Genomic DNA, 24,621 nt, shown 5'->3' on the forward strand with positions numbered 1-24,621 from the left:
CGATCTTTCGGCGTACTCAGATCAGCGAGGCACTGTCTAGATAAGCTCCGCTGGCGTTCGCCCATTCAACGCCTGATGCCGCCGGTGTTGGTTGTAATAGCGGCGAAATTGCCGGCACCATTCTCTGACGGCCTGCCGACTGCCCACCCAGCTCGTATGGAAGCGGTCAGTCTGGCTTTGATGGTCTGACCCATCGTTCGGTGTGGTTTCGGTCCGTGTAGTCACGCCGACCGCTCAAACCTAATCGAGTGAGGGCAGTCGAGTAGCCGTAGCCATCGACGAGAAACGTTGTTTCCTCGAGATCATGTTTCTCGGTGAGTCGATGCAGAAACGCAGCTGCCGGATCGGTGCCACAGCAGCTGAAAACCTCGATATCTAGTACCAGCATATTGTTGAGGTCGATCGTCGCGTACGCCTAGCACCACTCGCCGTCGATCTGGACAAGGGTTTCGTTGACCGCGACTCGCGACGGCTGTGCAGTCGTCGGGTCATTCCTGCTGTCGGCCAGCCGATGCGTCCACTGCCAGATCGCCTGGTGCGAACGATCTACGCCCAGCAGGTCTAAAATCGCCGCTGTCTCTCGAAGCGACAACCCCGCCGAATGCAGGCGGACAGCGAACGCCCTGACGGGCGTCGCCGTCCGCTCGCGTGCCCAAACATCAATTAGATTCAGCGTCTAAGCTTTCGCTGAGGAGTTCTTGGAGTGACATGGACACTCGCACCGAGAACTCCTCGCTTTCTCAAACTCACTAACTAGACAGCGTCATCAGCGAGAAGTTGTAATTATCTCTAGCTGCCATGTTGTCTCATAATACCCAGATCTGTATTTATACCTCTGGGTCGATTTGAGACAAAATGAAATATATCATACTAGTTCGAGGGGGCCAACGGTCTGGCGATGTCCAAGAACGCCGCTCTTTTCCCCATTACCGTCAGCAGAACTGAAAGTTAAATCAGAAGATCAGAGGTCGGACGCCCGGAACCGACGATACCCGACCGCCAGCGGAACGACCGCCCACGCCACCAACAGCACCAGCGCGGCCGGCGCGCTCACGTAGAGGGGCGCGCCCTCGGCCACGTACAGCCCGGCCAGGTCCACGTCGAAGCCGGCGCGGACGAGTCGGGCGTAGGCCTCGCCGGGTTCGAGCAGCCGGAAGAGCAGCGCCCAGTTGGGCATATTCTGCAGTACCGCGAAGTCGAAGCGGTGGAGGACGACCAGCACCGCCGACTGGAGACCGCCCCAGAACGTGACCAGCAACAGGTAGCCGCCCAGACCCCCGAGGGTGATCCAGCGGTCGGCGGTCGTCGACATCGAGAGCCCGACGGCGAACCCGACGAACGCGGTCCCGAAGAGCGCACTCGCGAGGAGGAACCACGGGTACCACAGCACGCCCTCGGTGCCGAAGCGGACGGCACCGACCACGCCGGCGACGACGAGCGCGAGCAGGGCCGGAACGAGGACCACGACCGTGCGGCCGAGGAACGTGCCGAGTGCCAGATCGCGTCGGGAGTGGGGCAGCGAGAGCGTGAGGGTGAGTCGCCCACTCGTGCGGTCGTCGGCGATGGACTTGTAGCCGAGCAGAATGGCGACCGCCGGGAGGAGAACGCCCACGACGCCGGCCAGCCCCGCGACGAACGCCGGGAAGTTTGGCTCGCCGATGTAGTCGTGAGCGACGACGTAGCCGAGGACGGCAACGGCGGTGAGCACGGCCGTGAGCCAGGTCGTCTTCGACCGGGCGGCGTCGCGCATATCTGCCCGGGCGATCACGCGCCAGCTCACGCCAGCTCACCCCGCGCGAACCGCCGATAGGCCAGTCCCAGCGGCACCACGAGCCACAGCGCGAACAGGACGAGTGCGACCCACTCGCCGAGATACCAGGCTCCCTCGACGGTGGCGCTCGGATCCACGAAGCCGTCGGTGAGTCGGCCGAAGACCCGGCCGGGTTCGAGACCGAAGTAGAACTGCAACGGGCCGGGCAACTCGCCGTCGATCAGGCCGGCGAAGTCCAGCAGCAGCGTGACGCCGCTATCGACGGTATCCCACAGCATCACGAACACGAAGAAGACGAACAGCGCGAGGACGAGCGCGCGTCGCTTCGTGGCCGCGGCGATGGAGGCAGCGATCCCGATGCCCGTCCAGATCCCGGCGAACCACACGGCGAAAACGACGAAGGCGAGGTAGCGGAGCGGTTCGAGTTCGCCGAACGGGTAGACGACGAGAAAGCCGGCGACGGCCAGCGACGCGACCAGCGCGACCGCGACCACGGCGGTCCGGCCGAGGAACTTCCCGAACACGACATCGGCCCGGCTGTGGGGCAGCGACAGCGAGAGCCGGAGCGCTCCGGACTCGCGCTCGCTCACGACTGCGTTGTACCCTAGCAGGACGCCGACGATGGGGACCAGCGTCGTCAGACTCCCGTGGACGACGCCGCCGAACCGCCCCGTGGTGTGTGGTCCCGGGCCGCCGATCGGGTAGACGTAGGCCGTGACGACGACGACGAACCCGAGCAGGCCCAGCAGGTACTTCGTGGAACGCTCGCCGACCGTCAGCGTCCAGTCCTGGCGCGCGATCACTGCCCAGCTCATCGGTCCGTCCCGGTGTACTCGATGAACATATCTTCCAGCGAGGCCTCCTCGGTCCGGAAGTTCACCACGTCGACGCCCGCGTCGTGCAACTCGACGAGGATGTCCATCTTCGCGTCGTTCGTACAGGTCACCTCCAGTGTCGACTCCTCGCGCTCGACGGCGGTCTCGACGCCCCGGATCCCGCGGACCGCCTCCAGCGTGCCGTTCTCCATGTTGTCGACCGTGATGACGAGCTTGGTCCCCCCGCCAAGCGACTCACGGAGCCCCTCGATCGTGTCGACGGCGACGAGTTCGCCGTCCTGGAGGATCCCCACGCGGTCACAGACCGCCTCGACCTGTTCGAGGATGTGCGAGGAAAAGAAGACCGTCGCGCCGCGCTCGTTCTCCTCGCGGATGATGTCCCGCATCTCGGCGGCCCCGTTGGGGTCGAGTCCCGTGGTCGGCTCGTCGAGCAAGAGGAGGTCCGGCTCGCCGACCAGTGCCATCCCCAGCACCAGCCGCTGGGCCATCCCCTTCGAGTAGTCGCTGGCCTCCCGCTCTGCGTCCGCGGGGTCGAGCCCGACCCGATCCAAGATCTTGGCAGGGTCGTCGTCGGCGTCTTTCGATTCGATAGCGTACTCGATGTGCTGACGGCCGGTGCGGCGCTCGAACACGGAGTAGCCCTCCGGGAGGACGCCGATGCGCTCGCGGGCCGTGACCCCCTCCGCGTGACAGTCGTGGCCGAAGATCTCGACCGACCCGTCGCTGGGCGACACGAAGTCCAGCAGGACGTTGATGAACGTGGATTTCCCCGCGCCGTTGGGCCCGAGAAAGCCGAAGATCTCCCCCTCGGGGACGGTGAGATCGACCCTGTCCAGGGCGACCACCGTCCCGTACCGTTTCGATACCTCCGTCGCTTCGATGGCGGTCATATGTCAATCGGCGAACCGAGCCGAAATAAAAGCGCGCGGTGGTTTTCCGACTCGGAAACAGTGGCCACGGGTCGCAGAACACTACCTCGTCGAGCGGATCACGGATGCATCGGCTGACCCGGTTCTTTAAATATCTGCGTAAGGAACTCTTACACAAGAACGATGAGTACTGACGAACCAGAACTGACGACGGTCACCTCGAAAGGGCAAATCACGATTCCGAGCCGGCTCCGCGAACAGTTCGGCCTCGAGAAGGGAACGAAGTTGATGGTCGTTCCGACCGACTACGGCCTCGTTCTGAAGAAACTGGAGCTACCGTCGGTTGCGGAGTTCCAGCAGCGCGTCGAGGACCGCGCCGACGAGGTGGACCTCACCATGGATGACGTCGATCAGCTGGTACACGACGCACGCGACGACGAGAAATGAAGGCAGTTCTCGACACGAACGTACTCATTTCCAGCGTCATCTCGACTGGCGTTCCTCACGCAGTCGTCGTCAAGGGGTTCGAAGGCGAATTCGATATCGTCGTCTCCGTCGAAACGCTCACTGAATTCCGGCGGACCCTGCTCAAATATCCCGAGCGGTTTCACATGAACGAGGAGGAAGTCCAGCAGGAAGTCGAGATGATACGATACTTCGCCGAGTTCGTCGATCCGGACGAATCTATTCAGACGGTCGAGGACGATCCGGACGATGACAAGTTCCTCGAAGCCGCCGTCGCCGGAAACGTCGACTACGTCGTCTCCGGTGACAGTCATCTCCTCGACCTCGACTCCTTCCGTGGGATCGATATCGTCGACCCGCGGACCTTCTACGAACAACTTACAAACTGATATCGCATTGCCAACCGAACCCTCAAGGCCGGTGACGTGGACGAACCCTGTATGCACGTAAGCGTCGTCGGCAGCGGCTACGTCGGGACGACCATCGCGGCCTGTTTCGCCGACCTCGGTCACGAGGTCACGAGCGTCGACATCGACGAGGAGATCGTCGCGGCCGTCAACGACGGCGAGGCCCCGATCCACGAACCCGGGCTGGACCCGCTGGTCTCGATCTACGGCGGTGACCAACTCCGGGCGACGACCGACTACGACGCCATCCGCGAGACCGACGTGACCTTCCTGGCGCTCCCGACGCCGAAACACGACGACGGGAGTATCGACACCTCGATCATGGAGGCTGGAGCCGAATCGATCGGCGAGGCCATCGCCGACAAGGACGGCTATCACCTCGTCGTCGTCAAGAGTACGGTCGTCCCCGGCACGACCGAAGACACCCTGACGCCGCTCATCGAGGACGCGTCGGGCAAGACCGCCGGCGAGGACTTCGGCGTCGCGGTCAATCCGGAGTTCCTCCGGGAGGGGACCGCAGTGGACGACTTCATGGAACCGGACAAGATCGTCGTGGGGACCGACGGCGACGCGCGCGCCCTCGACCGTCTGGCCGAGGTCTACGAACCGCTGGTCCTCCAGTGGGACGTGCCCGTCTTCGAGACCGGCCCCCGCGAGGCCGAGATGATCAAGTACGCCAACAACGGCTTTCTCGCCGCCAAGGTCAGCCTCATCAACGACATCGGGAACATCTGCAAGGAGTACGGCGTCGACGCCTACGAGGTTACCGAAGCCATCGGTCTCGACGACCGCATCGGCGAGCGATTCCTCCGGAGCGGGGTTGGGTGGGGCGGTTCGTGTCTCACTGGCGATCAGCGCGTTTTGGCGAAAGACGAGACGGGAACGAAGCTTCTGACACTCGCTGAGTTCTTCGACCACTTCGCAGCTGATGGGGAAATCGACGACGTTTCGGTGCTGAGTTACGACGAAGGCGAGTTCCAATTCAAATCGGTACTCGCAGCGACGCGGCGCTCGTACGACGGCGAACTTCACACGATCCGGACGAAGATGAACAAGGAGGTGACGGTGACCCACGACCACCCGATGGTGACCACCGAAGATGGGGAGTCCGTCGTTCGTGAAGCCCAGTCGCTCTCGGAGGGTGATACGGTACCGGTTCAGACGACACTCCCCTCGGATCCCGTGGGTTCGTTCGACGTTCTCGAACTCGTTGCGGAGTCTCCTCGCTTCGAGAACGAGAACGTATATCTGAAACCTTCGTTCGAGCTTGCGGAAGTCAAAGATCAGCTACGGGATCGACTCTCGGAGTACAACGAGCAGTTCAGCTACGACAAAGTCCACGAATTCACACGGAACAACTACCTCATTCTCGACGCGTTCCTCGAGTACGAAGGCGAACTGCCGTTCGACAGAACCGACCTCAGCCTTTACACGACCGTCGGCGGTGGACAGACGTATATCCCCGCGGTTCTCAATGCCAACGAGGACTTCTGGCGTTTCATCGGCTACTATCTCAGTGAGGGGCACGTCAACGACGACGACTCCGCACATGGCTCGAACACGCGGAAACGCATCTTCCTGAGCTTCCATCCGACTGACGAGGAAGAATACGTCACAGACGTGGAATCGTATCTGGATAGCCTCGGTATCAGATACCGCACAGAAACGCAGGAAACGGCGACACAAATCGAGGTATCGAGCCGGATCCTCGCGTATTTCCTCCGGTGGCTCGGTTGCGGGACTGGATCGTATTCTGCGGCCATCCCGGATCTGGCCTATCAGGAGAATCGTGAAAACAGGAAAGCCCTCCTCGCGGGGCTGTTCCGCGGTGATGGCCACATCGACTATAAGAACCACTCCAATGCAGTGGTCTACGATTACGGGTCAGTCAGCGAGGACCTCATCCAGGGGATGCAGTTCCTGTTACATAGTCTCGGTATCGTCCCTAGTTACAAAACGTCGGAATCGGCTAAGTCGACACAGCCCGCACACTTCCTCCGTATCAGTTCCAAGCATCAGATTGCGGCCCTGAAGGATATGTTCCTCTCTGCTGACCAGAAACGGATCCAGGAGCGGTTAGATCAGTACGTCGTTGACGTGGAACCGTCAAGCCACACGGTTGGTGATCGTGATACAACCGTCGACGTGCGAGAGATCACCGTCACAGAAGACGAAGTCGACGTGTACTCACTGGAAGTCGCGGACACCCATACGTTCGTGACGACCGATGGACTCGTCGTCCACAACTGCTTCCCGAAGGACACCGCAGCGATCATCCAACACGCCCGCGACGCCGGTTACGAGCCACGGATGCTGGAAGCCGCGGTCGAGGTCAACGACCGCCAGCCCGAGCGGCTCCTCGACCTGCTCGACGAGCACGTCGATGCCGACGGGAAACGGATCGCGGTGCTGGGGCTGGCGTTCAAGCCCGGCACAGACGACATCCGCAACTCGCGGGCGATTCCGGTGATCGAGGGGCTCCGCGAGCGCGGGGCGGAGGTCGTCGCGTACGACCCCGTCGCGGCGGGGGAGATGGCCGAGCGGTTCCCCGAGATCGAGTACGCCGAATCCGCGGCAGCGGCGCTCGACGGCGCGAGCGGGGCCGTCGCCGTCACCGACTGGGACGAGTTCGGGACCTTGGACGAGGAGTTCGACGCGATGACCGACCCGGTGGTCGTCGACGGGCGGCGGATCGTCGAGCGCCGCGAGGGGATCACCTACGAAGGACTGACCTGGTGACGGTCGGTCACGGTGCCGCGACGCCAGTCGCATCATCAGAATCAACAAACGGGATGTCGATTTCGAGGCCGTCGTAAGCGAGGAGCGGCTTTTTTGGCCGCCCGTTGCTGTCGTCATCGAACTCGATCACACCGATATCTTCGAGTTCGGAGAGATTTCGATGTACTTGTTTGTAATCACGTTCGACCAGATCGGCTGTCTCGCTGATACTCTCGGGTTCGCGCCGGGCGATCAGTTCCAGTAACTCCAGATTCTTTGGGCTGAGGAGACGACTGAGTTCCGCGTACGACCCAAAGTTTAGAACCGGTTGTGCGTCGTCGAGATCCTCGCCTTCCTGTGCGGCCTCGATACGACGACGTGCCCGCTGATCGAGTCGGTCGCGTTCCCCGACAGTGACTTTGAGCGTTGGCATTGTGTGGACCTCCTGATGGCGTCTTACTCCGCCCACTCCCACGTAACCGGGGAGCGTTCTTCGGCTTCCCGCTTGAACCGATCGTACAGGGCCAGCATCCCCGGGAAGTCGATGGTCTCGACAGTTCCCCGGGTGTGACGTTCGTGCCCCTTGGTTCGTTCGTGGGCGTTGTCGTAGCGGAGGATGGTGTCACCACCGACCTCCCCGAGATGGAGCGCGTAACTCCAGCCACTCGGGTACGTATCGTCCTCCGTTCGACGGATAGTGATATCGACGACGTAGTCATCTTCGACATCCGTCCACTCGACGACCGTCGTGTAGGACGCCATCCGATGTTCTCTACTACTCCGCCTACCGTGATAAGCCTATGGACCGAACAACATAGGTCGGCACGAGTTTGGCCGAGGACACCGCTCACGATTTCGGTTGTTCCTCCGGGATAGATTCGTCGTATCCTGGCACCACAACCCCCAACCCAGGCATCCCGTGGCGGTACCAGAGGCCGACGGCGACGACGGTGAGTCCCAACTCGAAGACCGCGAGCGGGCCGAGATCGAGCGCGAACAGGTGGTCGAGGAAGCCACCGGTCGCCAGGTTGTACTCGATGGCGGGGATCAGTGGCCACCCCAGGAAGCCGACGTAGTAGAAATCGCCGGCCAGTGCGGGGTAGAGTGCGTCACCGAACAGGTGACCGACGTAGCCGATGCCGAACGCGACCGCGCTCTCGTGGGCGTCGAGCCGTTCCGCGACGGCCCACAGCACCACCAGGAGCGCGGCGGCGACCAGAAGCGAGTGTCCGAACGACCGGCCGTTCGGCAGGACGGCGAACTGCCAGGCCAGCGGCTTGTCGATCAGGTCCGGAAGCTGTGTGCCGGCTGCGAGCGCGACGACGGGGACACCGTGCGGTCGCAGGTCGAACCGGGACCGGCGGTAAGCGGTGTACAGGAGGTAGCCGACGGCGGCGTGTCCCCAGGGCCACATTACTGGGACGGACGGCGGCGACGGTGATACGGGCTTCGGATCGAAGCCCCCGAACTGGCGTACTTTTTTTTAGTATTACACGGAGTATTACTCGATATGAGCGAATCGACTCGGATCACGGAGAAGGGGCAGGCGACGATCCCGAAGGGGTTACGCGAGAAGTACGACCTCGAACCGGGAGACGAAGTGGTCTGGCTGGATACCGACGAGGGAATCGTGGTAAAAAAGCGGACCCGGACCGAAGGCCGGGGGCTCCTCGTACCCGACGAGACAGCCGAGGAGAAGCGAGCCGAAGTAGCTGAGGAGTTGGAACAGCGAGTGCGTAACCGCCGCGACCGAAACTACGAGGAATCGTAGATGTACACGGCCGATGCGGTCGCACTCCTCTGTTATTTGGTCGATTCACTCCCGCCCGAAGCCGACCGACTCTTCGCGGAAGCCGAAGCCGGGGAGACGGTGATTCACGCGCCCGGGACTGCACTCGCGGAGGTGCTGTACTCCGTTTCGCGGGACAAGAACGTTCGTGGCATTACACTGTCCGGGACGCCGGAACAGGCCCGGAGTGCGCTCGTCCGGGACGGACCAGTCGCACTCGCATCTATCGACGACGCTGAACTCGTGGAGTATGCGGGATTGACGGAGACGTTCAGCATCCACGCCGGTCTCGTCGTCGCGAGCCACAGCGCCAGGGACACCGACGCCATCATCACGTCCGACGGCGTCATTGCCGATTCGGACTACGAGACTGTCTGGTAACGTTCTCACCCGACCCGATTCCCGACCGTGACGTTGCGTTCGCTCACCGACACCGTCTCGGTCCAGAGGTCGTACTCGCCGGGGTAGGGGACGGTGACGGCGTACTCGCCCGCGGCGTTCGTCCGGACCTGGCGCTCGTAGGTGAACGACGCGCCCGGTACGTTGACCGATTTGGAGATGGTCGTCGTCGTGTTCGCCGGCCCGGTGCCGGTGATCGTCGCGCCGGGGACGAGCCAGAAGGCCTTGAAGTCGCCCCCGTCGGATGCGAAGACGGCGCGGAAGTGCGCCAGGCCGGAGACGGGTGACTGGCGGGAGCCAAATCCGTCGTGAAGGCGGGCGAACAGCGACCGCGCGGTCGCGTTCGAGTTCGGGGCTGATTCGGTGACGACGTAGCCCACCCGGTTGCGGTGGCTCCGGTACCACTGGGACTCGTTGCCCGACGTGTACAGCGTCCGGTACTGCTCCCGTGCGTACCCGTACGACCGGGATTCCCCGTTGACGAAGTAGTTGTACATCCGGTTGCGGCCCCACTCGCTGAGGACGTAGTTCTCGGGGTAGCTCAGGTTCGCGGCGGTCGCGTGGTCGTCGACGGCCGCCGCCGACTGGTACGCGCCGTCTTCGATGGTGATCTGACTCGTCTTGATCGGCGTCTGGAGGACACCGATGCCCCCGACCAGCAGGAACAGGGCGACGAGCAACCCCGCTTCCCGGACGGTCGGGAGTCGAAGCGTCGTCGAGCCGTCAGTCGGTCCGTCGTCGTCGGGTGGGGCTGTCCTCGACGCCCCGGTGTCGTCGGCGAACGGGCGCGGGACGGCCGCGAGGTCGACCCAGTGGGCCAGCCAGACGAAGCCAAGGCCACCGAACAGGGCGGTGAAGGCGGCGAGTTCGCCGACGAACCGGACCTGTACCGCCGCGAGCGCGAGGAAGTACCACGTGTAGACGCCCGCGACGAGCCAGGGTTTCGACCCCTCGGCGGCGCGCCGGCTCGCCCAGATCAGTGGCGGGAGCGCGAGGACGAGCACGAACCCGAGCAACAGGAACCAGGTGAAATCGCCACTGATCAGCGGCTGGGTTTCGACGATGTTTCGGGTCGCGAAGAACCGGTCCGCGCGCTCCCCCGCCCGCGCCCAGAAGTCGGTGACCAGCATCGGGACCAGAAAGACTGCCGCGACTGCTCCGACGACCTCCGCGCCGACCATCGTGAGGGGTGGCAACTCCAGTCGGTGGACGACTTCGCCGGCCACCAGTACGCTCACCGCTCCGACGGCGAGCAACAGTGGGACGGCGACGATAAAGTCCGTGTGCCAGCCCACTTCGCCGTGGACGAACTGGACGGCCAGCGTCGCGACCGCGAGCCCACCGAACAGCGGCGCGTTCGTCAGGAGTGGTGAGCGGTCCGCGGTCACGTCGAGCAGGACTGCCAGCGCCACCACCAGTGCCACCGGAACCACCAGCGCGGTCCCGTAGTCCCAGGCCAGGATCTGGCCGGCGACACCGACGCCGAGTCCCAGTCCCGCGAGCCACGCACGGGGGTCGCGGTAAGCGTCTTCGTCCCGGTCGGCGAGGACGACCAGCGCCAGGGCAGTCAGGACGAGCCACGGGTAGTCGAAGGCGTGGTGGTCGGCGAAGCCGAGACTCGTCCGGATCGCGTGGGCCGGCGTCGTCGCGAGGAGGACGACCGCGGCTAGCCCGACCCGGCGGTCGTCCGTGAGCCGAACGGCCAGGAGGTACAGCAGGAGTCCCGTGAGCAGCGCGGACGCGACCGGGTACCACGCCATCACGGTCCCGGCCGCGGCCGCTGTTCCACCGAACAGCCCCGCGAGCCAGTACAGCGCCGCGACCATGAGGGGCTCGCCGTGTGGTATCGGGATCTCGCTCAGCAGTGCGGCGTCGAACCCACCGCCCTGTGCCAGTAGCTGTTCGACGTGATACCGATAGAAGTACGGATCGTTCCCGGACAGGACGACCGCGCCGTCGCGGAACACCGAACCGTAGGAGAACACTGTCCGGAAGAGGACGACCACCGCGAGCGCGCCGGCGAGTGCACCGACCGCCCGCCGGTCCACGTCGACGGCGGGTAGCGACAGGTCAAGTTCCGTCCCGTCCTGCTCGTCGGTCGCGTCATCCGTGTTGCCGTCGAGTGCGCGCCGGGTCGCGTCGGGGAGGCGATACTCCCCGTCGACTTTCTCCACGAGATCCGCAGAAACGAGTTCGCCGAAGGTTCCCGAGTCGATCGGCACGTCCTCGAAAGTCCAGGTTTCGGTGTCGTCGTCGATCGGGCGAATGGATTCGAGTGCGGACGCCAGCTCGGGGCGCTCTGTGAGCGTCTCGGCGGCGTCGCGCTCGTCGGCCATACCGGGGCATCCGCCGTGGAGCGAATAAACCCATCGACAGGCGCTCCGTCGGGCCCGTACAGAAGCAGCGACCGACCGTCAGCCGATCAGTAGACGGCCGATTCGATGTCGTCGTCGAGGTCGGCGAACTGCGCCAGATACGCCCGGCGCTCCTCGCGGAGGTCCGCGACCTTCGCGTCAGCCTCGTCCAGATTCGTCGCCACGTCGAACGCCGACACGTCCATCCCGGGCACTTCGCTCGGGACGGTCAGCCCGGTCGTCTCGTCGTCGCGCCACGCGACAGTATCCCGGGAGATCCCTTCGAGCAGGGTAACCGTGTCGTCGACGCCCACGTCGCGACCGCCGACGGAGCCGGTGTTCAGGACGAAACAGTCCACGTCGAGGTCCTCGATCAGGTCGCGGAACCGGTTGCCCTCCTCGCCTTCCGAGCCCATGATGAAGGGGTTGGTTCCGACGACACGGATCGACTCGCCGGCCTTCGAGGGATCGCCGGCGCTGGTCTGGACGGACTCGCCGAGCATGAACGCCGCGGCGGCCTCGTCCGGATCCAGTTTGGCGACCGGCGGCATCACGGGGTTGCGCGTGATGAAGAAGATCTGGTCCAGGTCCGGAAGGTCGATCTCCTCGCCCGCCGAATCGAGTTCCGAGCGCTGGATCACCGCGCGGCCGTTGGTGGTGTGGTGGTCGCTGTCGAAGTCGACGGTGCCGTCCTCGGCCACGTCGACGTTCTCCAGCACGGCGGACTCGTCGGTCGCCGCGTCGTAGAGTTCGGGCTGTTCCTCGCGTTCGAGGCCGATGGTCTTGATGTAGAGGCCCTGGCCCTCACTGCCGGCGACGGAGCCGTCCGCGAGGAGTGCACACACGTCGTCCTGGAGCATCGTCGCGTCTTCCGGATCCTCCAGCCCCAGTCCGTGTGCGGTCAGGGTGGACTTGCCGGTCCCCGAGAGGCCGAGGAACAGCTGGCCGACGGTTTCGAGGTCGTCGCCGTCTTCGGACTCCAGACAGACGCGCTTGCTCCCCGCGTGGAGGCCCAGGCCGCCCGCTTCCTTCGCGCGCAGCATGAACAGCCGGAGGAAAGACTTCTTGGCCTCACCAGTATAGTCGCTGCCCAGGACGGCGGTGAACCCTTCCTCGGGGAGGATGCGGATGGCGGTCTCGTCCCAGTCGGGGACCTGGACCGTGACGAAGTCGGGCTCGGCGTCCGGATCCTCGACCGGTTCGAAGAGTTTGGCCACCGAGAGCGCGATGCGGCCGTACGCCTTCGGGACGTAGTATCGACAGACGTAGGTGTTGTCGGGGTGGCGACCGACCTGGCGGTCGAGGCAGAGCATCTCGTTGCCCTCGGCGAACTCGATGGCGTCCTCGAGGTGTTCGAAGTCGTCGGCGTCGAACTCGTGGTCGATCGCGTTTCTCGTCTTGTCTGCGTTACGCGACTGCTGGTCGCTGACGTAGGCGGGCGAGCCGAACTCCGTGGTCGTCTCCATCTCGCGGGAGAACTCCCGGAGCTGGTCGAGCGACGGATCGTAGACGACGTGTTCGGCCTCGACCGGGTCGGGTAACGCTGTGACGGGCTCTCGCACCGTGAATCCGGACTCGGACATCAGGCGTGCATACCACGGGCTCGGTAATAAGGTCGGGCCATTCGGTCGCGCTTTGGTTCGGTATACCGTCCCGTTACCTCTCGACGGACAGGTCGAGACGGACACGTTCTTTTCCGCGCGGGCCGACACCGCTCCTATGCGCCACTTTTGTCTGCTGGGCCACCGCGTGCCGACGACGCCCGACTTCTCGCTCGACGCGCTCCCGAGCGAGGCTGGCCGCCTCGACATCCTCTGTCGCGCGATCAGCGCTGCGTTCGTCCTCTCCCACGACATCCGTGAGGACGTGCGCGTCTCGCTGGTCCTGCAAGATGAGTTCACGATCCAGTTCGAGGGCTCCGAGCTACGCAACCTCAACCCCGACGAGCGCAGTACGGCCGCACTCGTCCGCACCGCGCTCGAACACCGCGAGGACGCCATCGGCCACATGGCCGCCGAGAGTTCCCCCGGCGTCTCGATCTCCCGGACGGGTTTCGAGACTACACTCTCTTCGGCCGCCGCCGACAGCACGGTCGTGCACCTCCACGAGGACGGCGATCCCATCGTCGACGTGGACCCGCCCGAGGACCCACTCTTCGTCCTCTCGGACCACGAGTCCTTCACCGACGCCGAGTCCGACCTGCTCGCGGAATACGCGGACCATCGGGTCAGCCTCTCGCCGCGGGCGCTCCACGCAGATCACGCCATCACGGTCGCGCACAACTACCTCGACACCGGCGGCTTCAAGCGATACTGAGAACCTGTTCGCCATCCGGAAGTTTAAGTACCAGACCGAGGCAAAGCCCGGATACGGGACATGGATCGGGGTGTACGAGGTGGGTGCGCGCTCCTGGTAGTGGTGGCACTCCTCGCGCTGTCGGGTGTCGCCGCCGGTGGGGACAACGAGCCACCGCTGGCGGATGCGGGGCTTGACCAGCAGGCGACGGCGGGCGAGACCGTCCGGTTGGACGCCACCGGCTCGCGGGACCCCGACGGTAACGTTACCGGGTACGACTGGTCGATCGAGATGCCCGGTGGCGGGACGACGACGCCCGATTGTGGGGCCTGTGGCACCACCTCCTTCCGCCCGGAGACGCCCGGGCAGTACAACGTGACGATTACCGTGACCGACGACGACGGTGCGACGCGCACGGACACGCTGTACGTCGAGGTCGATCCCGCACCGGGACCGTCGGTGTCGCTGTCCGGCCCGACCGAACCGACCGTGGAGGATGCGGGCTACGGTGATCCGTCGGGAGAGGCGACCTACGTCGCGAACTTCTCTCGCGGTGGGAACCCGGTCGATTACGTCGAGTGGCAGGTCGACGGCGAACAGACCGTGCAACGGTCGATCAACGACTCCGGTGTGAACTCGATCAACTACGTCCACAGCATGGAATCGACCGCGAATCACACGCTGACCGTTCGAGTCGTCGACATAGCCGGTCGCGAAGCGACCGATTCGGTGAACGTGTCGCCGCAGGTTCGGACTGTTGATCGTGGTTCTGACGGTGGGGACGACGGATACGATGGTGTGATGCAGACTGAATGGGGTGGTAGAACGATTACGTTCGAGGCGCCGACGATCGATACGAGTACCGGTGAGGTCGTCCAGCAGTCGGGTCCGAACCTTGAGCAGTTGAATGCTGTTGCAACAGCCGATCCGGGAGAAGAGGTACAGACTAAATTTGATGACGAAGATGGGAATAGTGGAAACCAGAATCAAGACAGTGTTAATGACAAATCAGATAATACAATTAATAATATTGTCAATGACGTGTTCCCTGGAATAGGCATACCAAATACATCTTCTGACAGTGGTGGTAGTAGTTCACAAAAAAGTTCATCAGACAATAGTGGGTTCGGGGGTATATGTCCAATATGTTAAAAAACCTGACAGTCGTGTTGATGGTGTCTGTAATGCTGATCACTGCAGGGTGCAGCGGTATAATCCCTGATAAAAAAGAAAACACAAACAATACAACTCAACATATAAACGAAACAACCATACCTTCACCTGTAAATTATACTGATAATAACAATACAGAGACTGAAAAACCGGTAGAAAAACCAGAAAATGAACACCGGTTCCGAGATCTGCTGAGGTCTGGGCTGAACAAAACAAATATAAAAGGTCTTAATTATAAGAAAAATAATACTACTTTAGATATCTCCTATTATGGGGACTTTAGTAATGAGTCACGAACCACTAGGGAACTGTCATTTATAGCGGCATCCTTCGCAGAAGTAGTCAATAAAAGCTACAATTCTAAGCCGGGTTGGGGGATATCACGCCTACACATTACTGGAAAGAGTGCTAACGATTCTGTGGTCTGGGACTCAATAATTGAAGATTGGTGGGCGATGAAATATATAAATGATGATTGGAGTTTCAATAATTATCTTGATGCTATAGTGGCCTCCGGAGAATTGTGGAATATTTCAACTGCACAACCGCCACACGATGGTGATGTGTATATTGACAATCTGGGTAGTGATCTTCAAAATCGTACTGATATTAGGGTACTTTCACTCGATAAACACGGAGGGGAGGCCTTCCTCACCTATGAAACCGATCATGAATTGAATTCGAGCCAGTATTTCGACGAGGTAGCCAACGTCGTCGATGTTTACAAGAACCTGACACTCCCACGTAGCCTCAATCGCACGGACGGCTGGTACGCGGGAGTCCTCAACATCGAGATCCGAAACGGCAACGACACGCTGGAGTGGTATCGGTATCAGATCCGGTGGGCTGAGGAACGAGTCCGGGGGGAGATGACCCGTGAAGAAGAAGCAGGTCGGCTCCGACTCTCCCGGTTCCTCGAAAAAGACAGACTCCGTGACGAACCTGATTCCGACGAGTAAACGCCCTATTCCAGAACTCCGGCGTCGTCCAGATACGCCTCGACGTACGGGTGCAGATCGAACTCGAACGGGGGCTGGAACGTCCGCAGGGAGCTGTGCTGGTCGTCCGGCTTGAATTCCGCGCCATCTTCGGGCTTAACGTGGTAGCCGATGGGGACGTAGTGCTTGCCGTCGGTGTCGTCGAACTCCGACGTATCGTAGAAGTGTTCGTAGACGCCCAGCTGGCGCTCGATCGCCACGCCACAACCGAGTTCGGATTCCGCGACGCGGGCGACGGCGTTCTGTAACCGCTCGTGCTTGCGGACGCGACCGCCGGGGACGAACCACTCCCCTTTCGCGGGTTCGTTCTCGCGTTTCCCGAGGACGACGCCGTCGTCGGTCTCGACGACGAGATCGACCGAGACCAGCGGGACGTTGCTGACCACTGTCTTCCACTCCGTCGCCGGAACCGGGCTGTCATCGCTCATATGCCCACTGACGACCCCCGTCTCTTGTCGATTGCCATCCGCCGGCCGTGGAGTCCGAACGGATACACGAACGACCGTGATAATTATAGACCGTTATAGTTATGTAGGTCCCCCTCGCAGGATGTGATGAGGACAAAATGACCGAACGGCCTCAGATCGAAACGACGGCTCCGCTCGTTCCCGAGATGCCCACGAACCGCGTCCGCACCGACGGTGGTCGCGCGGCACCGAAAACGTCCGGTAACGAGCTTGTAGACGAGGCCGACGCGCCGCTCGTTCCCGATCTCTCCTGATCGGCGCGATTCGTTTTTCCAGTACTCCAGTCGCGTAGCGACGGCGCTGTTAGGCGTCGATCCCGACGAACTCGATCTCGTCGGCGTCGGTGTCGAGAATCGCGACGCTACGGTGGTCTGCGGGCACGGTCGGAAAGTGTGCGCCGGGGTTGACGACGGTCGTGTCGCCCTCGGTTCGTTTCTCGGCGACGTGGAAGTGACCGTAGAGTACGTAGTCGTAGTCGCCGGAGTCGGCGCGTTCGTTGACGGTCTCGATGCCCTGGTCGCCGTGGAGAACGTGGACCGACGTGCCGTCGACGGTGAGGTCGGCCTCGCGACCGTGGAGCTGGCTCCCGTCGCTGAAGCCGTCGATGGTGGCCTGCAGGCCCTCCCGTTCGCCGTCGTTGTTCCCGAGGACGCCGTGGATGTCGAAGCCGTGGCCCTCGAAAGCGGCGAGGAGCGGCGGGGCGATGAAATCACCGCAGTGGACGAGGGTGCCGATTCCGCGGTCGGCGAAGACGGTGGCGATGGTCTCGGCGGCGCTGTAATTGTCGTGCGTGTCGGAGACGATTCCCACCTGCATATCCGTGGCGACGACCGGCCGGATTATGAAGGTTTTCTGGGTCGGAAAACGCGACCCCACCTTCATGGGTTCGCCACCGGGAGTTCTGGACGACTGGTCCCCATGACAGCGATCGAGACGACAGGGTTGACGAAACGGTACGGATCGACCACGGCGGTCGCGGACCTCGACCTCGCGGTTCCCGAAGGCGTCGTGTACGGCTTTCTCGGCCCGAACGGTGCGGGGAAGACGACGACGATGCGGATGCTCACGTCGCTGACCCGCCCCACTAGCGGCAGTGCACGCGTCGCCGGCGTCCCCGTCGAGGAGCGCGAACGACTCATCGAGCGGGTCGGCTACCTGCCCGAGGAGCCACCGCTGTACACTGAACTCACCGCCCGCGAACAGCTGACCTACGTCGCGGGGTTGCGCGACCTCCCGGAGGACGAGACGAGTCGGCGCATCGACGACTTACTCGACCGACTCGACCTGGCCGACGACGCGGATCGACGTATCGACGCCTACTCGAAGGGGATGCGCCAGAAGACGGCGTTCGTCCAGTCGCTGCTGCACGACCCGGACGTGCTCTTTCTGGACGAGCCGACCAGCGGGCTGGACCCACGGGCCGCGCGGACGATCCGGGAGATGATCGACGACCTCGCAAACGAGGGAACGACCGTCTTTCTCTCGACGCACATCCTGCCGGTCGTGGACGAACACGCGGATACGGTAGGTGTCCTCTACGACGGGCGACTGGTCGCGGAGGGGCCGCCCGGTGATCTGAAACAGCAGGCCGACGCCGGTGCAGGGGGCGACGCGGGCGGCGCGGGCGAGCGGACGCTCGAAGACGTGTTCCTCGAAGTGACCAGCGAGGACCCGGCGGCCGACGAGCCGACGCTAGAGGGTGCCACGGATGTCCAGTAGTGGCTGGGTCCGGCAGGGACTCTCGATCGGCCGGACCGAGTTTCGCCGGACGACGCGGTCACTTCGGGGTGATTCGGCACGGCTGGCCCTGCTCGGCGTCGTCGCCGTGCTGTTCGGCCTCATGGTCCTCGCGGGCACGTGGTTCATTCTACAGTTCGGCGACCAGATACCGGCGGGCGACGTGTCCAACGTGATCCGAGGAAGCGTCGCGATCCAGTGGCTGTTTGCGGTGTTCATCACCGCACAGCGTGCGGGGTCGCGCCACCACAGCATCGACCAGGAGTCGCTGATGCTGTTGACGGTGCCGGTCCGGGCTGTCGCCCTGGGACTTCTCAGTGCCGAGTGTTTCCGGGCGCTCGCCTACTTTGCCGTGCCCGTCCTGTTGCTGGGTGGGGCGTTCGTCGTGGCCTCGGGATCGCCGGTGATGGCACCGTTTCTGGCGCTTGCCGTTCTGTTGTTCCTCGCGACGGCGCTCGTGCTCGGGTTCGCGCTGGGACTGCTCGCCAAACTGCTCGTGGCGCGCTACCGCGTCGTCGCCGAGCACAAGTCCGCGTTCAGCTTCCTGGCCGTGATCGTGTTCGTCGGCGGGTACGTCGGCCTCCAGAACCTCGGGGGCCAGGGCCTGACTGCACTGCTGGGCTGGCTCCCGTTCTCGTGGATCGTCGATCTGGCGGTGATCGGATCGCCATTCTCCGGGTCGCTCCCCCGAGCGGCCGCGATCCTCGTCGGTGGGCTGGTCTGGGTCCTCGGCGGCGTGCTGATCGTCGAACGGCTCGGTGTGGCGCTGTGGTTCGGCGACACCGTCGAAGATGCGGTGGCCGCCGAGCAGGCACGGGTCGACACCGGGACCGCTGCCGACCCGCTCGCCGCCGCAGTCCGCCCTATCCCCTTGCCGACGATCGGCCAGCCGGCTCGCCGGGTCGCCCAGCGCTCCGTCGTCGTCGCCCGTCGCAACCCACAGCGACTCTCCTTCCTCGTGCTTCCCGTCGTCCTCGGCGGCGTCACCCTCGTCAACATCGCACAGACCGGCGTCGGATCGCTCCTGGCGTTGCTGCCGCCGCTGGTGGTCGTCGCCCTTCCCTGGCTCGCCGGGGCGGTGTTCGGCCTCAACCCCCTGGGTGACGAGGGCGCGGCGTTGCCGGCCACGCTCACGTCGCTCGCCTCGGGCCGGGACTACGCCGTCGGGCTCGCGTTACCGGGGCTGACGCTTGGCCTGCCCGTGGTCGTCCTCGCGACCGTCGCGACCGGGCTCGCCGGACCGTACGCACCCCTCGAAACCGTGGCGCTCGCGGTGATCGCGTTCGTGCTGACGCTGGCCGCGGTCGTGATCGCGCCGGCGGTCGGGATGGCGTTCCCCCGGTACGATCCGGTTCAGGTGGGGAGCGACCGCGAAATCGTGCCGCCGAGTCTGAGCGCCGTCGTGCTGTACTCGCTGACGCTCGGTGTCCCCGGGGCTCTCGCTGCGGCCGCGATCCTGGCACCGGCGGGAACGCGCCGGTTCCTGTCACTGCTCGTCGGCGGTCTCCTGTCGGTTCCGTTCGCCCTGCTCGCCGGGCAGGGCTTCGATCCCGCCCGTGGCGTCGTGAGGTGGCTCGGGCAGGTCGGGGCCGAGATCGCGACCGTTCCCGTGTCGGCTGTCCGCTGGGGTGGCTACGTCCTTCCGCTCGCAGCCCTGTGTCTGTTCGGAATCTGGGCGTTCCGGTCCGTCACCCGCCGATTTCGGCTGCACACACTCGACTAGGCCGGGCGGTGACGACTTTCGCAACCGTTAAAACTGGCGCGTGCCATCTCCGTATTGCTACTGCACGGGCCGGTGGGGTAGCTTGGTATCCTTCGGCCTTCGGGTGGCCGTAACCGCGATTCGAATTCGCGCCGGCCCACTTTTGCGCCGCGAACAAACTCGTGAGCGGCGCGTACGTGACTGGCGCGAATTCGAGCAGGGAAGTCGCAGCGCGAACGAAGTGAGCGACCGTCTTCCCGTGTTCGACATTCGCGCCGGCCCACTTTTCCACCGAACAAACTCGTGAGCCGCGCATATCTGACTGTCGTGAGCGGTGCGTAGATGTGGCCAGAACGTGTCCCTGTATCGCGGTCAGGATGACGATTGCCGGCGGACACTATCGGGATGGATCCGGGGTGTCTGACGCTCGTCTGCTTTCTCCGAGACAAATCATCAATTATTTCTTAATGACCGACCGAAAGGGCTCTATGAAAGTAGAGACTGCGGAGAGTCAATCGTTCTCCTACAAGGGAGCTCTCCGCTATATCGCCGTCGCCGCTGGCGTAATGGGGGCACTGTACCTCCCGGCGATCATCTTCCCCGATACGTGGTTTCGGGCACTCACGACCGTCATGCTGGTCGCCCTGCTCGGACTGACCGGTCGGGCACTCGTGTCGGCGCTGTTTTCGTTCAAGCGACCGGAGACGCCCGAGCTGACGCTGTCGGATTCCGAGTTGCCAGAGGTCAGCGTGGTCATTCCGGCGTACAACGAGGCCGCGGTGCTGCCCGATACGATCGAGGCGTGTCGGAATCTCGACTACCCGGCCGAGAAGCTGGAGGTCGTCCTCTGTTACGAGCGCGATTCCGTCGACGACACGGCGGCGATCTGTGAGGAAGCGGCCGCCGACGACGAGCGGTTCAAAGCGGTCGAGCGGGACGAACCCGGCGGCGGAAAGGCCAAAGCGACGAACTACGCACTCCAGTACGCGACCGGCGAGATAATCGCCAGCATCGACGCCGACCATCGGTTCAAGTCCGACGCCATCCGTCGCGCGGTGGCGTGGTTCGAGTCCGACACGGACATCTGGTGTGTCAAGGGTCGCTGCTACGGCGACAATCCCCGGGACTCGCTGTTGGCCCTGCACGCCACCGTCGAGCGCCACATCGCCGAGAAAGGCGACCTGTTCGCACGGGAAGTCTTCGGCGGGTTCACCATCTTCGGCGGCGGACAGGCCTTCTTCCGCGCGGAGATGTTCGACGAACTCGGCGACTTCGACGAGAGCGTCCTCGTCGAGGACATCGATATGTCCTCGAAGATCCACGACTTCGGCAAACAGCTCCGTGTCGATCCCTCGATCGTCACGTTCGAGGAGAACCCGGCCACGCTCCAGTCGTGGTGGAGCCAGCGCAAACGCTGGGCCCGTGGCTGGATGCAGGTCGCGTTCCGCTATCTGTTCCGACTCCCGCGCAGCCAGAACATGTCGATGCGCGAGCGGTTCGACGCCGCGTTCACGTTCGCCTACGCGCTCATGCCGGTCTTCGTCGCGTTCACGTTCCCGATCCTGCTGTTCGACATGGTGCGTGACTTCGCAGTCTCCAATCCCTACACCGCCTCGATCCTGACTGACATGGGTCTGCAGACGACCCTCCAGTACGGTGTCCCGACGGCGACGTTTTTCTCCCCGTTCGTCAGAAACGCGCTCTGGACCCTGCTCGCGGTCTCACCGGCTGTCGCGGCGTGTATGGTGTTCGTCCAGGACTATCGTGACGGCTTCAGTCACGACAGTCTGGAAGTGTTCGCCTCGTTCACGCTGTGGGTCTACCTGGCCCTCCAGAGTATCGTCTACGTCGTATCCTTCCTCGACGAGGTCATCTTCGAGCGGCCGAGCATCTACGTGACGACCGCCCGGGTCAACTCCCAGGCCAAGTCCGGCTCGAAGACGGGCGGCACCGAGACCAAGTCCGACTGAGCCGCTCGATTCTTTACCGCGCCGACCCTCGTCCCGTTCGATGGGCTATCATCACATCGATCCCGACGAGCTCGCGCCGTCGCCGGACCACCCCTGTGACCGTCGGTCGCTGGCCGAGGCGGCGGAACTCGCCCAGCTCGCGGCGGCGATGTACGACCTCGCGCCCGGCGAGGACCTCGCAACGACCTACCACTACCACGACCAGCGCGAGGAACTGTTCTACGTGCTCGCTGGCGACCTCCACGTCGAGACACCCGACGAGGAGTTCGTGATCGGGGCCGACGAGACGTTCCTCGTCGAGCCCGAGAGCCCGATCCGGCCGTACAATCCGGCCGACGCCGACGAGCCGGTCCGGGTGCTCGGTGTCGGCGCGCCGAAATTCGACATCGGGCGGCCGTACGAGCCCGACGCCGACGGCGAGTGAGTGGGCGGGACCGCCGAGCCGAAAACTCTCCCGGTGTACAAACCGAACGCCGATTGTCCGGTGTTTTACGGGGGCTTTTGCTCCCCGAGACGCTGGGGTCGGTATGACCGACGACGCCACCCACGAGTTGGCCTGGGAGACGCTGTACGGCGAGACGGCCTACATCTGCCCGGGGTTCGACATCCAGCGCGAACAGGTCCGCCTCCCCGACGGGACCGAAACCGACTTCGACTATCTCTCCGAGAGCGAGAGCGTCGTCGTCCTGCCCTTTAGGCCCGACGACGAGGTCGTCGTCATCGAGGAGTGGCGACAGGCCGTCAAGCGGGTCACTCGCGGCCTCCCCGCCGGCGGCGTCGAGGGCGAGGACGCCGACCTCGAAGCGACGGCTCACCGGGAACTCGAAGAGGAGACCGGCTACGAGGCCGACGCGGTCGAGCATCTGACGACGGTGGAACCGGCCAACGGGTTCTCCGACGCCGTGTTTCACTACTTCGTCGCCACGGGCTGTACACCGACGGGCGAGCAGGCGCTGGACCACGACGAGTCGATCGACGTCGAGACGGCCGCGTTCGACGACCTGCTGGCCGCGGTCGAGTCCGGGGACTGCCGGGACGGCCGGACCGCGTTCGGCGTCTGTTACTACGAACTGTTCGGCTGAGGGACGAGCCGGCCAGAACACAACCCTTAGGCCCGCGCCCGCGAAAGCCCGCGCCAATGGGCGACTGGTTCGAGGTACGCGACTACGACGCCGCCGGCCGGATCGGGGAGCTAACGGTTCCCCGGGCGGACGTGACCGTCGAGACGCCGGCGCTCCTGCCCGTAGTGAATCCCCACGTCAGGACGGTCGAGCCGGCCCGCATGGAATCGGAGTTCGGCGCGGAGATCCTCATCACGAACGGCTACATCCTCTATGGCTCCGAGGACGCCCGCGAGAGTGCCCTCTCCGATGGTCTCCACGATCTCTATGACTTCTCGGGCGCGATCATGACCGATTCGGGCTCCTTTCAGCTCTCCGAGTACGGCGAGATCGACGTGGATACCCGCGAGATCCTCGACTTTCAGCGCGATATCGGCTCGGACATCGGCACGCCGGTCGACATCCCGACGCCGCCGGACGTGAGCCGCGAGCAGGCGGCGGACGAACTCGCGACCACGCAGGAACGACTGGAACTCGCCGCCGAGGTCGAGACCGGCGAGATGCTCGTCAACGCGCCGGTGCAGGGCTCGACCTACCCCGACCTTCGGGAGCGGGCCGCACGCGATGCCTACGGGACGGATCTCGACGTGTTTCCGGTCGGTGCGATGGTGCCCCTGCTGAACGACTACCGCTTTGCCGACGTGGTGGACATGGTGGCGGCGGCCAAGCGCGGGCTGGGTGCGGACGCCCCGGTCCACCTGTTCGGCGCGGGCCACCCGATGATGTTCGCGCTGGCGGTCGCGATGGGCTGTGACCTCTTCGACTCGGCGGCCTACGCGCTGTACGCCCGCGACGACCGCTACCTCACCGTCCGGGGCACCGAACACCTCGAAGATCTGGAGTACTTCCCCTGTGAGTGCCCGATCTGTGCGAGCCACACGCCAGACGAACTGGAGTCCTGCGGCGACGCCGACCGCGAGCGCCTCCTCGCAGAGCACAACCTCCACGTTACGTTTGGGGAGATCCGGCGGATCAAACAGGCGATCCGCCAGGGGAACCTGCTGGAACTCGTCGAAGCCCGCGCCCGCGGCCACCCCACGATGCTCGACGGCTATCGGGCGCTGGGCGATCACGCCGAACAACTGGAGGCGACCGATCCGGCCACGAAAGACGCCTTCTTCTACCTCTCGGGGGAGAGCGCGGCCCGCCCCGAGGTCCTGCGTCACCACCAGCGACTCGAACGGCTGGACGCCGACGGCGAGATCCTGCTCACCGAGGGCGACACGAACGAGGCATACGACGAGAGCTGGCGGGTCGTCCCGCCCTTCGGCCCGTTCCCGCGGGACCTCTCGGAGGTGTACCCGCTCAACGCCGAGGTGCCCGAGCGACTGGACGAACGCGCCTACGCCCGGGCGGCCGACGGGGTGGCGCGGCTGGCCGAAGCCAATCCCGACGTGGACTTCACGCTGGGCCACACCGGCTGGCCCGCGCGTGCGCTCGACCGAGTGCCCGCGGACGTGGACACCTACGAACTCGGCGTCGACGACGCGTTCGGCGACCCCGAGGACGACGCCGACGAGACCGCCTGACCCGCGGCGCTACTGATCGAC

Annotated in this window: 25 protein-coding genes, 1 tRNA gene and 1 pseudogene; 16 read left to right on the forward strand and 11 right to left on the reverse strand. The window is 64.0% G+C overall.

The window, feature by feature from the left end; genetic code table 11:
* Positions 1 to 36 precede the first annotated feature (36 nt).
* From BMX17_RS13515 to BMX17_RS13530, 4 genes and pseudogenes are all read right to left on the reverse strand, one after another.
* Positions 37 to 710: pseudogene (locus BMX17_RS13515) on the reverse strand (IS6 family transposase).
* 251 nt (positions 711 to 961) lie between these two features.
* Complete coding sequence (locus BMX17_RS13520) at positions 962 to 1,780, reverse strand: ABC transporter permease subunit (RefSeq protein WP_092660923.1); 819 nt, start codon at positions 1,778 to 1,780, stop codon at positions 962 to 964.
* Positions 1,777 to 2,586, reverse strand: a complete 810-nt coding sequence (locus BMX17_RS13525) for an ABC transporter permease subunit (protein ID WP_092660925.1) — start codon at positions 2,584 to 2,586, stop codon at positions 1,777 to 1,779. The genes BMX17_RS13520 and BMX17_RS13525 overlap by 4 nt, the downstream gene beginning before the upstream one ends.
* The gene (locus BMX17_RS13530; RefSeq protein WP_092660927.1) at positions 2,583 to 3,497 is read right to left on the reverse strand and encodes an ABC transporter ATP-binding protein; all 915 of its coding nucleotides are present in this window, start codon (positions 3,495 to 3,497) and stop codon (positions 2,583 to 2,585) included. The genes BMX17_RS13525 and BMX17_RS13530 overlap by 4 nt, the downstream gene beginning before the upstream one ends.
* Before the next feature lie 162 nt (positions 3,498 to 3,659).
* Between BMX17_RS13530 and BMX17_RS13535 the strand changes: the two genes are divergently transcribed.
* Genes BMX17_RS13535 through BMX17_RS13545 form a run of 3 tightly spaced genes read left to right on the forward strand, consistent with a single transcriptional unit; the run spans position 3,660 to position 7,087 of the window.
* Positions 3,660 to 3,923, forward strand: a complete 264-nt coding sequence (locus BMX17_RS13535) for an AbrB/MazE/SpoVT family DNA-binding domain-containing protein (protein WP_092660929.1) — start codon at positions 3,660 to 3,662, stop codon at positions 3,921 to 3,923.
* Positions 3,920 to 4,330 carry a putative toxin-antitoxin system toxin component, PIN family gene (locus BMX17_RS13540; protein ID WP_092660931.1) on the forward strand — a complete coding sequence of 137 codons (411 nt, stop codon included), beginning with the start codon at positions 3,920 to 3,922 and terminating at the stop codon, positions 4,328 to 4,330. The genes BMX17_RS13535 and BMX17_RS13540 overlap by 4 nt, the downstream gene beginning before the upstream one ends.
* A 51-nt stretch (positions 4,331 to 4,381) precedes the next feature.
* Positions 4,382 to 7,087, forward strand: a complete 2,706-nt coding sequence (locus BMX17_RS13545; protein ID WP_092660933.1) for a nucleotide sugar dehydrogenase — start codon at positions 4,382 to 4,384, stop codon at positions 7,085 to 7,087.
* A 7-nt stretch (positions 7,088 to 7,094) separates the two neighbouring features.
* Here the strand turns inward: BMX17_RS13545 and BMX17_RS13550 are convergent, their stop codons facing one another.
* The 3 genes from BMX17_RS13550 to BMX17_RS13560 form a co-directional block, all read right to left on the reverse strand.
* Positions 7,095 to 7,499, reverse strand: a complete 405-nt coding sequence (locus tag BMX17_RS13550) for an HVO_A0114 family putative DNA-binding protein (protein WP_092660935.1) — start codon at positions 7,497 to 7,499, stop codon at positions 7,095 to 7,097.
* A 23-nt stretch (positions 7,500 to 7,522) separates the two neighbouring features.
* A complete protein-coding gene (locus BMX17_RS13555) occupies positions 7,523 to 7,828 on the reverse strand; it encodes a toxin-antitoxin system TumE family protein (RefSeq protein WP_092660937.1) in 306 nt (101 codons plus the stop codon).
* Positions 7,829 to 7,913: 85 nt separating this feature from the next.
* On the reverse strand, positions 7,914 to 8,480 hold the full coding sequence (locus BMX17_RS13560) for a metal-dependent hydrolase (protein WP_092660939.1): 567 nt from the start codon (positions 8,478 to 8,480) through the stop codon (positions 7,914 to 7,916).
* A 96-nt stretch (positions 8,481 to 8,576) separates the two neighbouring features.
* Here BMX17_RS13560 and BMX17_RS13565 point away from each other — a divergent pair, with 96 nt between their 5' ends.
* Both BMX17_RS13565 and BMX17_RS13570 read left to right on the forward strand, forming a co-directional pair.
* Entirely contained in the window at positions 8,577 to 8,837 is a 261-nt protein-coding gene (locus BMX17_RS13565) for an AbrB/MazE/SpoVT family DNA-binding domain-containing protein (protein ID WP_092660941.1), read from the forward strand.
* Entirely contained in the window at positions 8,838 to 9,236 is a 399-nt protein-coding gene (locus BMX17_RS13570; protein WP_092660943.1) for a PIN domain-containing protein, read from the forward strand. It abuts the gene before it with no gap.
* 5 nt (positions 9,237 to 9,241) lie between these two features.
* Here BMX17_RS13570 and BMX17_RS13575 read toward each other — a convergent pair whose 3' ends face one another.
* Positions 9,242 to 11,590, reverse strand: a complete 2,349-nt coding sequence (locus BMX17_RS13575) for an STT3 domain-containing protein (protein WP_092660945.1) — start codon at positions 11,588 to 11,590, stop codon at positions 9,242 to 9,244.
* 86 nt (positions 11,591 to 11,676) lie between these two features.
* The gene (locus BMX17_RS13580; RefSeq protein WP_092660947.1) at positions 11,677 to 13,191 is read right to left on the reverse strand and encodes a phosphoenolpyruvate carboxykinase (ATP); all 1,515 of its coding nucleotides are present in this window, start codon (positions 13,189 to 13,191) and stop codon (positions 11,677 to 11,679) included.
* Positions 13,192 to 13,327: 136 nt separating this feature from the next.
* On the opposite strand from BMX17_RS13580, the gene trmY reads away from it, so the two are divergent.
* From trmY to BMX17_RS25195, 3 genes are all read left to right on the forward strand, one after another.
* On the forward strand, positions 13,328 to 13,924 hold the full coding sequence (trmY, locus tag BMX17_RS13585) for a tRNA (pseudouridine(54)-N(1))-methyltransferase TrmY (RefSeq protein ID WP_092660950.1): 597 nt from the start codon (positions 13,328 to 13,330) through the stop codon (positions 13,922 to 13,924).
* Between the two features lie 102 nt (positions 13,925 to 14,026).
* The gene (locus BMX17_RS13590; RefSeq protein WP_170845416.1) at positions 14,027 to 15,055 is read left to right on the forward strand and encodes a PKD domain-containing protein; all 1,029 of its coding nucleotides are present in this window, start codon (positions 14,027 to 14,029) and stop codon (positions 15,053 to 15,055) included.
* Positions 15,040 to 16,035, forward strand: a complete 996-nt coding sequence (locus tag BMX17_RS25195; RefSeq protein ID WP_139203517.1) for a hypothetical protein — start codon at positions 15,040 to 15,042, stop codon at positions 16,033 to 16,035. The genes BMX17_RS13590 and BMX17_RS25195 overlap by 16 nt, the downstream gene beginning before the upstream one ends.
* Positions 16,036 to 16,040: 5 nt before the next feature.
* Here BMX17_RS25195 and BMX17_RS13600 read toward each other — a convergent pair whose 3' ends face one another.
* Positions 16,041 to 16,502 carry a GDP-mannose mannosyl hydrolase gene (locus tag BMX17_RS13600; RefSeq protein ID WP_092660956.1) on the reverse strand — a complete coding sequence of 154 codons (462 nt, stop codon included), beginning with the start codon at positions 16,500 to 16,502 and terminating at the stop codon, positions 16,041 to 16,043.
* Positions 16,503 to 16,639: 137 nt separating this feature from the next.
* On the opposite strand from BMX17_RS13600, the gene BMX17_RS26155 reads away from it, so the two are divergent.
* Entirely contained in the window at positions 16,640 to 16,795 is a 156-nt protein-coding gene (locus BMX17_RS26155; RefSeq protein WP_170845417.1) for a hypothetical protein, read from the forward strand.
* 49 nt (positions 16,796 to 16,844) lie between these two features.
* Here BMX17_RS26155 and BMX17_RS13605 read toward each other — a convergent pair whose 3' ends face one another.
* Positions 16,845 to 17,357: a YfcE family phosphodiesterase gene (locus BMX17_RS13605; RefSeq protein WP_092660958.1), complete on the reverse strand. Its 513-nt coding sequence runs from the start codon at positions 17,355 to 17,357 to the stop codon at positions 16,845 to 16,847.
* A gap of 102 nt (positions 17,358 to 17,459) precedes the next feature.
* Between BMX17_RS13605 and BMX17_RS13610 the strand changes: the two genes are divergently transcribed.
* The 7 genes from BMX17_RS13610 to tgtA all read left to right on the forward strand — a co-directional run bounded on the left by BMX17_RS13610 (position 17,460) and on the right by tgtA (position 24,600).
* Entirely contained in the window at positions 17,460 to 18,260 is an 801-nt protein-coding gene (locus BMX17_RS13610) for an ABC transporter ATP-binding protein (protein ID WP_092660960.1), read from the forward strand.
* Entirely contained in the window at positions 18,250 to 20,001 is a 1,752-nt protein-coding gene (locus BMX17_RS13615; RefSeq protein WP_092660962.1) for a hypothetical protein, read from the forward strand. The genes BMX17_RS13610 and BMX17_RS13615 overlap by 11 nt, the downstream gene beginning before the upstream one ends.
* Positions 20,002 to 20,067: 66 nt before the next feature.
* Positions 20,068 to 20,140, forward strand: a tRNA-Pro gene (locus BMX17_RS13620).
* 328 nt (positions 20,141 to 20,468) lie between these two features.
* Positions 20,469 to 21,950, forward strand: coding sequence for a glycosyltransferase family 2 protein (locus BMX17_RS13625; protein ID WP_170845418.1), 1,482 nt, complete (start codon positions 20,469 to 20,471; stop codon positions 21,948 to 21,950).
* A 40-nt stretch (positions 21,951 to 21,990) separates the two neighbouring features.
* Positions 21,991 to 22,374: a cupin domain-containing protein gene (locus tag BMX17_RS13630; protein WP_092660966.1), complete on the forward strand. Its 384-nt coding sequence runs from the start codon at positions 21,991 to 21,993 to the stop codon at positions 22,372 to 22,374.
* Between the two features lie 103 nt (positions 22,375 to 22,477).
* Complete coding sequence (locus tag BMX17_RS13635; protein WP_092660968.1) at positions 22,478 to 23,032, forward strand: NUDIX hydrolase; 555 nt, start codon at positions 22,478 to 22,480, stop codon at positions 23,030 to 23,032.
* A gap of 56 nt (positions 23,033 to 23,088) precedes the next feature.
* Entirely contained in the window at positions 23,089 to 24,600 is a 1,512-nt protein-coding gene (gene tgtA / locus BMX17_RS13640) for a tRNA guanosine(15) transglycosylase TgtA (RefSeq protein ID WP_092660970.1), read from the forward strand.
* Positions 24,601 to 24,621: the final 21 nt, after the last annotated feature.

This window comes from Halorientalis persicus (genome assembly GCF_900110215.1).
GTDB lineage: Archaea > Halobacteriota > Halobacteria > Halobacteriales > Haloarculaceae > Halorientalis > Halorientalis persica.

Bases quoted from the DNA above. Each gene is read 5' to 3' on its own strand.
- BMX17_RS13535 (WP_092660929.1), top strand. From the start codon at position 3,660: ATGAGTACTGACGAACCAGAACTGACGACGGTCACCTCGAAAGGGCAA.
- BMX17_RS13545 (WP_092660933.1), top strand. From the start codon at position 4,382: ATGCACGTAAGCGTCGTCGGCAGCGGCTACGTCGGGACGACCATCGCG.
- BMX17_RS13615 (WP_092660962.1), top strand. From the start codon at position 18,250: ATGTCCAGTAGTGGCTGGGTCCGGCAGGGACTCTCGATCGGCCGGACC.
- BMX17_RS13530 (WP_092660927.1), bottom strand. From the start codon at position 3,497: ATGACCGCCATCGAAGCGACGGAGGTATCGAAACGGTACGGGACGGTG.
- BMX17_RS25195 (WP_139203517.1), top strand. From the start codon at position 15,040: ATGTCCAATATGTTAAAAAACCTGACAGTCGTGTTGATGGTGTCTGTA.
- BMX17_RS13600 (WP_092660956.1), bottom strand. From the start codon at position 16,502: ATGAGCGATGACAGCCCGGTTCCGGCGACGGAGTGGAAGACAGTGGTC.
- BMX17_RS13605 (WP_092660958.1), bottom strand. From the start codon at position 17,357: ATGCAGGTGGGAATCGTCTCCGACACGCACGACAATTACAGCGCCGCC.
- BMX17_RS13555 (WP_092660937.1), bottom strand. From the start codon at position 7,828: ATGGCGTCCTACACGACGGTCGTCGAGTGGACGGATGTCGAAGATGAC.
- BMX17_RS13570 (WP_092660943.1), top strand. From the start codon at position 8,838: ATGTACACGGCCGATGCGGTCGCACTCCTCTGTTATTTGGTCGATTCA.
- BMX17_RS13525 (WP_092660925.1), bottom strand. From the start codon at position 2,586: ATGAGCTGGGCAGTGATCGCGCGCCAGGACTGGACGCTGACGGTCGGC.
- BMX17_RS13625 (WP_170845418.1), top strand. From the start codon at position 20,469: ATGAAAGTAGAGACTGCGGAGAGTCAATCGTTCTCCTACAAGGGAGCT.
- BMX17_RS13630 (WP_092660966.1), top strand. From the start codon at position 21,991: ATGGGCTATCATCACATCGATCCCGACGAGCTCGCGCCGTCGCCGGAC.
- BMX17_RS26155 (WP_170845417.1), top strand. From the start codon at position 16,640: ATGACCGAACGGCCTCAGATCGAAACGACGGCTCCGCTCGTTCCCGAG.
- BMX17_RS13540 (WP_092660931.1), top strand. From the start codon at position 3,920: ATGAAGGCAGTTCTCGACACGAACGTACTCATTTCCAGCGTCATCTCG.
- BMX17_RS13610 (WP_092660960.1), top strand. From the start codon at position 17,460: ATGACAGCGATCGAGACGACAGGGTTGACGAAACGGTACGGATCGACC.
- tgtA (WP_092660970.1), top strand. From the start codon at position 23,089: ATGGGCGACTGGTTCGAGGTACGCGACTACGACGCCGCCGGCCGGATC.
- trmY (WP_092660950.1), top strand. From the start codon at position 13,328: ATGCGCCACTTTTGTCTGCTGGGCCACCGCGTGCCGACGACGCCCGAC.
- BMX17_RS13550 (WP_092660935.1), bottom strand. From the start codon at position 7,499: ATGCCAACGCTCAAAGTCACTGTCGGGGAACGCGACCGACTCGATCAG.
- BMX17_RS13635 (WP_092660968.1), top strand. From the start codon at position 22,478: ATGACCGACGACGCCACCCACGAGTTGGCCTGGGAGACGCTGTACGGC.
- BMX17_RS13580 (WP_092660947.1), bottom strand. From the start codon at position 13,191: ATGTCCGAGTCCGGATTCACGGTGCGAGAGCCCGTCACAGCGTTACCC.
- BMX17_RS13565 (WP_092660941.1), top strand. From the start codon at position 8,577: ATGAGCGAATCGACTCGGATCACGGAGAAGGGGCAGGCGACGATCCCG.
- BMX17_RS13560 (WP_092660939.1), bottom strand. From the start codon at position 8,480: ATGTGGCCCTGGGGACACGCCGCCGTCGGCTACCTCCTGTACACCGCT.
- BMX17_RS13575 (WP_092660945.1), bottom strand. From the start codon at position 11,590: ATGGCCGACGAGCGCGACGCCGCCGAGACGCTCACAGAGCGCCCCGAG.